We start from the raw sequence: 9079 nt of genomic DNA, 5'->3' as shown, positions 1-9079 counted from the left end.
CCGGATGGCGGTGTAAACACCTTAGCCGGCCAACTTGTCGTTATTAATTTGTAGGCCGGATAAGACGCGCGAGCGTTGCCATCCGGCCTATTTAATATATTTATCGCTTTCCGTCACAATATATTTATCACTTTATTAACAGCTGAAACCTTAATTAAACATTAATAAATTCCAATAGTTTCTCCCTCGAATCATTCATGTCAGACCTGAATAAATGTTGAGCCATATCAAAATTGACTCAAATTATTCGCCAATCCAACATTCCGTCACATTTATTCTATTGATGATAGAAACCATTCTCATTATCATTGTTTTGTTGATTATTTACTCTTTCCTTCGTTGGCTAATCATCTGGTCTCATGCCGCCTTTCGCCCCATGAGGTAATCATCCAGTTAGCGAGATATAAGTAGGTCCCTATGCAATTCACTCCAGACACTGCTTGGAAAATTACCGGTTTTTCTCGTGATATCAGCCCGGCGTACCGGCAGAAGCTCTTGTCGCTCGGCATGCTGCCAGGCTCATCGTTCAATGTGGTTCGCGTCGCCCCATTAGGCGATCCTATCCATATTGAAACACGCCGAGTCAGCCTGGTGTTGCGGAAAAAAGATCTGGCGTTATTAGAAGTGGAAGCGGTGTCCTGTTAATACAGTGAGTCTATAAAAATGAAAAAACTAACCATTGGTTTAATTGGTAATCCTAATTCCGGCAAGACAACATTATTCAATCAGCTTACCGGCGCGCGTCAGCGTGTGGGTAACTGGGCTGGCGTTACCGTTGAGCGCAAAGAAGGTCATTTCTCGACAACTGACCATCAGGTTACGCTGGTGGATTTACCCGGCACCTATTCTTTGACGACCATCTCATCGCAGACCTCCCTCGATGAGCAAATTGCCTGTCACTATATCTTAAGCGGCGACGCTGACCTGCTGATCAACGTGGTTGATGCCTCAAACCTCGAGCGTAACCTCTACCTGACGCTGCAACTGCTTGAACTGGGGATCCCCTGCATCGTCGCGCTGAACATGCTGGACATTGCTGAGAAGCAGCAAATCCGGATTGATATCGATGCCCTTTCCGCCCGTCTGGGCTGCCCGGTGGTGCCGCTGGTCTCAACCCGTGGTCGCGGGATTGAAGCACTGAAGCTGGCTATCGATCGCTACAAAGAAAACGACACCGTCGAGCTGGTACATTATGCCCAACCGCTGCTGCGTGAAGCCGAGTCTCTGGCTGACGCGATGGCCAAAGAGATGCCGCAGCAACAACGTCGCTGGCTCGGCCTGCAGATGCTGGAAGGCGATATCTACAGCCGCGCCTACGCGGGTGATGCGGCACAAAATCTGGATGCCGCGCTGACTCGCCTGAGTGAAACAATGGACGATCCGGCGCTGCATATTGCTGATGCACGTTACCAGTGCATTGCCGCCATCTGCGATACCGTCAGCAACACCCTGACCGCAGAGCCAAGCCGCTTCACCACCGCGGTCGATAAGGTCGTACTTAACCGCTTCCTCGGCCTGCCAGTATTTCTGTTCGTAATGTACCTGATGTTCCTGCTCGCCATTAACATCGGTGGCGCGCTGCAGCCGCTGTTTGACGTCGGTTCCGTGGCACTCTTTATCCATGGTATTCAGTGGATTGGCTACACCCTGCACTTCCCGGACTGGTTAACCATCTTCCTGGCGCAGGGTCTTGGCGGCGGGATTAACACCGTGCTGCCGCTGGTGCCGCAAATCGGCATGATGTACCTGTTCCTCTCGTTCCTCGAAGACTCCGGCTATATGGCGCGTGCTGCGTTTGTGATGGACCGTTTGATGCAGGCTCTGGGATTACCGGGTAAATCGTTTGTCCCGCTAATTGTCGGCTTCGGCTGTAACGTCCCTTCCGTGATGGGCGCACGCACGCTGGATGCACCGCGTGAACGTCTGATGACCATCATGATGGCGCCGTTTATGTCCTGCGGTGCGCGTCTGGCGATTTTCGCCGTGTTTGCTGCGGCGTTCTTTGGCCAGAACGGCGCGCTGGCCGTCTTCTCACTGTACGTACTGGGTATCGTTATGGCGGTACTGACCGGCCTGATGCTCAAGCACACCATTATGCGTGGCGAAGCCACACCGTTCGTGATGGAGCTGCCGGTTTACCATGTACCGCACGTGAAAAGCCTGGTCATTCAGACCTGGCAGCGCCTGAAAGGCTTTGTCCTGCGCGCCGGTAAAGTCATCATCATCGTCAGTATTTTCCTCAGCGCGTTTAACAGCTTCTCCCTGAGCGGAAAAATCGTCGATAACATCAACGACTCGGCGCTGGCGTCCGTCAGTCGCGTAATCACCCCTATCTTCAAACCGATTGGCGTACACGAAGATAACTGGCAGGCCACCGTGGGTCTGTTCACCGGGGCCATGGCAAAAGAAGTGGTTGTCGGTACGCTGAATACGCTCTATACCGCTGAAAATATTCAGGAAGAAGAGTTCAACCCGGCCGAGTTCAACCTCGGTGACGAGTTGGCAGGTGCGCTGGGTGAAACCTGGCAAAGTCTGAAAGACACCTTCAGCCTGAGCGTGCTGGCTAACCCTATCGAAGCCAGCAAAGGCGACGGTGAGATGGCAACCGGCGCAATGGGCGTGATGGGTGCGAAGTTCGGCAGCGCCGCCGCCGCGTACAGTTACCTGATTTTCGTGCTGCTGTATGTCCCGTGCATTTCGGTAATGGGCGCTATTGCTCGTGAATCCAGCCGTGGCTGGATGGGCTTCTCCATTCTGTGGGGACTGAACATCGCCTACTCTCTGTCGACGCTGTTTTACCAGACGGTCAGCTACAAAGAGCATCCGACCTACAGTCTGGTGTGCATTTTAACCGTCATTCTGTTTAACATCGTGCTGCTGGGAATGCTGCGCCGCGCACGCAGTCGGGTAGATATCGAACTGCTGGCGACCAATAAGACGCCAGGTTCCTGCTGTGCCAGCACCACCGGCGATTGCCACTAGGCGGTGAATGATGGCATCGCTTATTCAGGTACGTGATTTACTGGCTCTGCGGGGGCGTATGGAGGCAACACAAATCAGCCATACGCTGCACACCCCGCAGCCGATGATTGACGCCATGCTGAATCAGTTAGAACAGATGGGTAAAGCAGTACGTATTCAGGAAGATGCCGACGGGTGTCTTTCTGGAAGCTGCAAGAGTTGCCCTGAAGGGAAAGCCTGTCTGCGCGAGTGGTGGGCATTGCGCTAACCTGTTGCAATAGGCCGGATGGCGCTACGCTTATCCGGCCTACGAATAGCCCCCAATCCCCGAGCGGGATACGGCGCTAGATCTGCTGCTTCAACGCCACCAGCGCGGCACAGAACTCAGCAGGATGCGAAATAAACGGCGCATGTGCCGCTTTGGCGAATATCAACGACTCACTCTGCGGCCACATTGCATCCAGCATCGGCACGACTTTACGCGGCACCAGACCATCGAGATAGCCGTACAAACGCAGGAACGGCATGTCCAGGGCGCAGAGCGGCTCACGCAGGTCGACCGTTTTCAGGATCTCCAGCCCACCATTCAGCACCGCCACATCCGGCATCGGTAACGCCAGCACAGTTTTCTTCAGCGCTCGCGCATCCTGACGCGCCGTCTCCGTCCCCATCGTTTGCAGTGCCAGGAAACGCTCCACCGTCCGCTGGAAGTCTTCGCTAAGCTGCTGCTGGAAGCCCGCCAGCACTTCGGGCTTAATACCAGGCCACTCATCGCGTGCGCTAAAGCATGGCGAAGAGGCGACGGTAACCAGCGCCTGCACGCGCTCAGGATGGGTCAACGCCACCTGACTCGCCACCAATCCGCCCAGACTCCAGCCCAGCCAGATGGCTTTCTCCGGAGCCTGTTGCAAAACGCACTCCGCCATTTCTTCCAGCGGCATCGCACCAAAACCCTGACTGCGCCCAAATCCCGGTAAATCAACCAGGTGCAGCGTAAAATGCGAGCTTAATTCCTCACTTATGCAATGCCAGACTTCCGCATTCAGTCCCCATCCGTGCAGCAGCACAAGATGGCAATTTCCCGAACCCCGGGTCTGCCACCAGATGTCATTCATCAGTTACTGTTCTCTTTTGACCAACAAGGATGAACCTATGCTAACAGTACCAGGATTGTGCTGGCTATGCCGAATGCCGTTAATGCTCGGGCACTGGGGAATGTGTTCCGTTTGCACGCGTGCGACGTGTCAACATGTCTGCCTGTGCCCACAGTGCGGGCTGCCCGCCGCCCACCCCGATATTCCCTGCGGACGCTGCCTGCAAAAGCCGCCGCCGTGGCAGCGACTGATCGCGGTCAGTGACTACGTGCCGCCGCTGAGCGGGCTTATCCACCAGCTGAAGTTTTCCCGGCGTAGTGACATCGCCCCCGCACTGTCGCGCTTGATGTTGCTGGAGGTATTGCAGGCTCGCCGTACCCGTGGCCTTCCCCTGCCGGATCGGCTGATTAGCGTTCCACTCTGGCAACGCCGCCATTGGCGCAGGGGATTTAATCAAAGTGACTTACTGTGTCGCTCACTGGCACGCTGGCTGGGCTGCGACTGGGACGGTCAGGCCATCACACGAACTCGCCCCACCGCCACACAGCACCATCTCAGCGCCCGATTACGCAAACGCAACCTGAAAAATGCGTTTCGCCTTGAATTGCCGGTGCAGGGACTCCATATGGTTGTTGTGGATGATGTCGTCACTACCGGAAGTACCGTCGCGGAGATCGCGCAGCTGCTTTTACGCAACGGCGCGGCGACTGTCCAGGTATGGTGCCTGTGTCGAACCTTGTAGAGCCTCGATGATGGGCGTATTATAACCAAGTAAAATAGTCAACTATTAGGCCATTACTATGATCCATATTTCCGATGCTGCACAAGCGCACTTTGCCAAACTGTTGGCAAATCAGGAAGAAGGGACACAAATTCGCGTATTTGTGATTAATCCCGGCACGCCTAACGCTGAATGCGGCGTTTCTTATTGCCCGCCGGACGCCGTGGAAGCAACCGACACCGCCATTAAATTTGACCTGCTGACCGCTTACGTTGATGAACTGAGCGCACCGTACCTGGAAGAGGCAGAAATTGATTTTGTTACCGACCAGTTAGGCTCCCAGCTGACCCTGAAAGCACCTAATGCGAAAATGCGTAAAGTGTCTGATGACGCACCGCTGATGGAACGCGTGGAGTACATGCTGCAGTCACAGATTAACCCACAGCTGGCTGGCCACGGTGGCCGTGTCTCCTTGATGGAAATCACCGACGAAGGCTACGCAATTCTGCAATTTGGTGGCGGCTGTAACGGCTGTTCAATGGTCGATGTCACACTGAAAGAAGGCATCGAGAAGCAGCTGCTGGCTGAATTCCCGGAGCTGAAAGGCGTTCGCGATTTGACCGAACACCAGCGCGGCGAGCACTCTTACTACTAGCTCCCGAACCTGTAGAGTATCCGTAGGCCCGATAAGACGCATCAGCGTCGTCATCGGGCATTGATGCCGGATGGCAGCGTAAACGCGTTATCCGGCCTACACCCCTGCATTTCTCCGCATATGTCCTGCAATAATCCCCCTATAATTTGACCTGCCTCTCATAATTTAAATTTTGCCTGCCCAGGTGATTTTCAATCACTACATGTTACCCGTATCATTATCGCACGCACCTGGAACACTCATAACAGCCAGCTAAACTACGTAGTTTTGAAGGCAATCAGCATTGGTGCCGTAATAACTCTGTTCCCGGTCGGGACAATCAGAATTTGTCATCTAAACACTGACGTTACCCATAACAAAGTAAAGGCCAGGTAAATCATGCCATTAGTCATCGTTGCTATCGGTGTAATCTTGTTACTCCTCCTGATGATCCGTTTCAAAATGAACGGCTTCATCGCTCTCGTCCTGGTGGCGCTTGCTGTCGGATTGATGCAAGGGATGCCACTGGATAAAGTCATCGGTTCAATTAAAGCCGGCGTCGGCGGAACCCTTGGTAGCCTCGCCCTGATTATGGGTTTTGGCGCCATGTTGGGCAAAATGCTGGCAGACTGCGGCGGTGCGCAACGTATTGCCACCACGCTGATTGCTAAATTCGGCAAAAAGCACATCCAGTGGGCCGTGGTATTAACCGGCTTCACCGTGGGCTTTGCGCTGTTCTACGAAGTGGGCTTCGTGCTGATGCTGCCGCTGGTATTCACCATCGCTGCCGCCGCAAACATCCCGCTGCTGTATGTCGGTGTGCCAATGGCCGCTGCGCTGTCTGTGACCCACGGCTTCTTGCCGCCACACCCGGGTCCGACCGCAATTGCCACCATTTTCCACGCCGATATGGGTAAAACCCTGCTGTTTGGTACGATTCTGGCGATCCCGACCGTTATTCTGGCGGGTCCGGTGTATGCGCGTTTCCTGAAGGGCATTGATAAGCCAATCCCGGAAGGTCTGTACAGCGCAAAAACCTTCACTGAAGAAGAAATGCCAGGCTTTGGCGTCAGCGTCTGGACCTCTCTGGTTCCGGTCGTGCTGATGGCGATGCGTGCTATCGCGGAGATGATCCTGCCGAAAGGCCATGCCTTCCTGCCGGTTGCAGAGTTCCTCGGTGACCCGGTCATGGCAACGCTGATTGCCGTTCTGATTGCGATGTTCACCTTTGGTCTGAACCGTGGACGTTCGATGGATCAGATTAACGACACGCTGGTGTCCTCCATCAAGATCATCGCAATGATGCTGCTGATTATCGGCGGTGGCGGTGCGTTCAAACAGGTACTGGTGGATAGCGGCGTCGACAAATACATCGCCTCTATGATGCATGAAACCAACGTCTCTCCGCTGCTGATGGCATGGTCAATTGCCGCTGTACTGCGTATCGCACTGGGTTCTGCTACCGTGGCAGCCATCACCGCAGGTGGGATTGTGGCACCGCTGATTGCAACGACCGGCGTGAGCCCTGAGCTGATGGTTATTGCAGTCGGCTCCGGCTCCGTCATCTTCTCCCACGTGAACGATCCGGGCTTCTGGCTGTTCAAGGAATACTTCAACCTGACCATCGGCGAGACCATCAAGTCATGGTCAATGCTGGAAACCATTATTTCGGTATGCGGTCTGGTAGGATGCCTGCTGCTAAATATGGCTATCTGATGTAAAAAAGCCGGGATTTTCCCGGCTTTTTTTTACTTCTTCTTCGCGGCAGCTTTTCGCCGTTTGTCCAAATCCTTAATCAGCTTGTTCACCCCACCATCGGCAAACATCGCCTCAAGCGTCGTCGTCAGCTTACGCCGCCAGTTTTTGTACTGGTCGCTGGTCCCCGGAATATTGACCGGCTCAGCCATATCCAGCCAGTCCTCCGGCTGCAGGCCCAGTAGGGCGCTGTTGCTGTCGGCGATATAGCGCTGCATACCCCGGTTGAGGATCGGCGTCATCGACATCAACGACGCCTTGTGTCCGGCGCGTTTTGGCAGACAGCCGTATTTGTGCAGCGCATCCAACAGGCCCTGCTTCGCCAGTTCACGGTCCTGATACAACCCGCGCAGCACAACTTCATCCGGGTACAGCCCCAGCGTTTTACCGAGCGTCAGATCACCGCTGTCCCAATAGCCTTTAAGCGTAGGAAGGTCATGCGTCGCCGCGACTGCCATTGATTGTTCCGGGTACGCCTGCGGCGCGCGGAAGTTCTTCTCATGGTCATTCTCAAAATAGAGCACTTTGTAGGAATACACGCCGCTGTCACGCAGCTTGCTGACAATTTCTACCGGTACAGTACCCAGGTCTTCACCAATCACCATACAGTGATGACGTTGACTTTCCAGCGCCAGAATAGAAAGCAGGTCGTCGACCGGGTAATGCACGTAGGCGCCATGATCGGCGGTTTCGCCGTAGGGGATCCACCACAAACGCAGCATCGACATTACATGGTCAATACGCAGCGCCCCGCAGTTCTGCATATTGGCACGCAGCAGCTCGATAAACGGCTCGTAGGCGCGCGCGGTGATGATATGCGGATCCATCGGCGGCAGGCCCCAGTTCTGACCGAGCGGACCAAGAATATCCGGCGGTGCACCAACGGACGCTTTCAGGCAGTACAGCTCACGGTCACACCAGGTTTCCGCCCCACCTTCTGCTACGCCGACCGCCAGATCGCGGTACAACCCGATAGGCATTGCAAAGCCCTGACTGGTTTCCCAACAGGCAGCAAACTGGGTATACGCCAGCCACTGTAGCCAGAGGTAGAAATCCACTTCATCGCGGTGCTCTGCGCAGAACTGTTTCACCGCCGGTGAGTCCACCGTCCGGAAGTCTTCCGGCCACGCAGGCCAACCCCAGCGCGATTCATCTTCTTTCGCCTGATATGCATGCAGCGCGTCGAACGCCGCCTGCCAGTAAAGACTTTCACCTTCCTGAGCCACAAAACGACGGAATGCCGCCATCTGCTCATCATCACGCACAGAGAACCCTTTCCATGCCAGACGTAGCGCGGTCATCTTCAGCGTGGTCACGGTGGTGTAATCCACCCACTCGGCATCGCGGGCCTGTTGCAGGGCTTGCTGCGTGGCAGGCTTCTGCCACCAGCTCTGCGCCGCTTTGCTCAGACGGAAGTCCTCTACCGCATTCACATCAATGTAGATCACGTTCAGCCAACGGCGCGAAGACGGGCTATACGGGCTGGCGCTCTCAGGGTTCGCCGGATACAGCGCGTGGATCGGGTTGAGGCCAATAAACGCCCCGCCGCGTTTAGCCACTTCCGGCAGCATCGCCTTCAGATCGCCAAAATCACCAATCCCCCAATTGTTCTCTGAACGCAGGGTATAAAGCTGGACGCAGGCACCCCACAGCTTTTGCCCGGCCAGCAGCGCCTGCGGCTCATAGCAACGTTTTGGCGCGACGATGATGCGGCAATGGCTGCGTGCTTCGTCCTGAGTCAGGGTGAGCGTGTGATACCCCTCCGGCAACTTCGCCGGAAGGTGAAAAGATTTACCGCCAGTGACATGCCCTTTGTGCTGCACACCGTCTTCGGTGGTCAGCAGCCAGCTAAATTCACCACTCCCTTCAACCGCCAGCGGCATTTTTTTGCCGACGGTATACACCATCACGTTT

Annotated in this window: 8 protein-coding genes; 6 read left to right on the top strand and 2 right to left on the bottom strand. The window is 55.1% G+C overall.

The genetic code is table 11. The features are described from left to right. The first annotated feature begins 417 nt into the window (after nucleotides 1-417). The 3 genes from feoA to feoC are packed head-to-tail and all read left to right on the top strand — an operon-like array spanning nucleotide 418 to nucleotide 3229. Nucleotides 418-645 carry a ferrous iron transporter A gene (gene feoA / locus FDW95_RS15985; protein ID WP_115257296.1) on the top strand — a complete coding sequence of 76 codons (228 nt, stop codon included), beginning with the start codon at nucleotides 418-420 and terminating at the stop codon, nucleotides 643-645. A gap of 18 nt (nucleotides 646-663) precedes the next feature. Next, entirely contained in the window at nucleotides 664-2982 is a 2319-nt protein-coding gene (feoB, locus tag FDW95_RS15980) for a Fe(2+) transporter permease subunit FeoB (RefSeq protein ID WP_115257295.1), read from the top strand. A gap of 10 nt (nucleotides 2983-2992) precedes the next feature. Next, on the top strand, nucleotides 2993-3229 hold the full coding sequence (gene feoC / locus FDW95_RS15975) for a [Fe-S]-dependent transcriptional repressor FeoC (protein WP_096759504.1): 237 nt from the start codon (nucleotides 2993-2995) through the stop codon (nucleotides 3227-3229). Between the two features lie 76 nt (nucleotides 3230-3305). Here the strand turns inward: feoC and bioH are convergent, their stop codons facing one another. Continuing rightward, complete coding sequence (gene bioH / locus FDW95_RS15970; RefSeq protein WP_115257294.1) at nucleotides 3306-4076, bottom strand: pimeloyl-ACP methyl ester esterase BioH; 771 nt, start codon at nucleotides 4074-4076, stop codon at nucleotides 3306-3308. Between the two features lie 37 nt (nucleotides 4077-4113). Between bioH and gntX the strand changes: the two genes are divergently transcribed. From gntX to gntT, 3 genes are all read left to right on the top strand, one after another. Then, complete coding sequence (gntX, locus tag FDW95_RS15965) at nucleotides 4114-4797, top strand: DNA utilization protein GntX (protein ID WP_115257293.1); 684 nt, start codon at nucleotides 4114-4116, stop codon at nucleotides 4795-4797. A gap of 58 nt (nucleotides 4798-4855) precedes the next feature. Then, on the top strand, nucleotides 4856-5431 hold the full coding sequence (nfuA, locus tag FDW95_RS15960; protein ID WP_096759262.1) for a Fe-S biogenesis protein NfuA: 576 nt from the start codon (nucleotides 4856-4858) through the stop codon (nucleotides 5429-5431). Between the two features lie 378 nt (nucleotides 5432-5809). Then, entirely contained in the window at nucleotides 5810-7126 is a 1317-nt protein-coding gene (gene gntT, locus FDW95_RS15955; protein ID WP_045448464.1) for a gluconate transporter, read from the top strand. A gap of 32 nt (nucleotides 7127-7158) precedes the next feature. On the opposite strand, the gene malQ is transcribed toward gntT, so the two are convergent. After that, nucleotides 7159-9079: 4-alpha-glucanotransferase (gene malQ, locus FDW95_RS15950; protein WP_249359160.1), on the bottom strand; the 1921-nt coding region annotated here is incomplete at its 5' end.

Origin of the sequence: Citrobacter sp. wls718 (assembly GCF_005280945.1) — a bacterium.
Classification (GTDB): domain Bacteria; phylum Pseudomonadota; class Gammaproteobacteria; order Enterobacterales; family Enterobacteriaceae; genus Citrobacter; species Citrobacter gillenii.
The sequence above is the reverse complement of the archived record's forward strand: the minus strand, read 5'-3'. Positions and strand labels throughout refer to the sequence as shown.

What these genes read in the sequence shown, in the direction of transcription:
- gntX (WP_115257293.1), top strand. Translation starts at nt 4,114, where the DNA reads ATGCTAACAGTACCAGGATTGTGCTGGCTATGCCGAATGCCGTTAATG.
- feoB (WP_115257295.1), top strand. Translation starts at nt 664, where the DNA reads ATGAAAAAACTAACCATTGGTTTAATTGGTAATCCTAATTCCGGCAAG.
- feoC (WP_096759504.1), top strand. Translation starts at nt 2,993, where the DNA reads ATGGCATCGCTTATTCAGGTACGTGATTTACTGGCTCTGCGGGGGCGT.
- feoA (WP_115257296.1), top strand. Translation starts at nt 418, where the DNA reads ATGCAATTCACTCCAGACACTGCTTGGAAAATTACCGGTTTTTCTCGT.
- gntT (WP_045448464.1), top strand. Translation starts at nt 5,810, where the DNA reads ATGCCATTAGTCATCGTTGCTATCGGTGTAATCTTGTTACTCCTCCTG.
- nfuA (WP_096759262.1), top strand. Translation starts at nt 4,856, where the DNA reads ATGATCCATATTTCCGATGCTGCACAAGCGCACTTTGCCAAACTGTTG.
- bioH (WP_115257294.1), bottom strand. Translation starts at nt 4,076, where the DNA reads ATGAATGACATCTGGTGGCAGACCCGGGGTTCGGGAAATTGCCATCTT.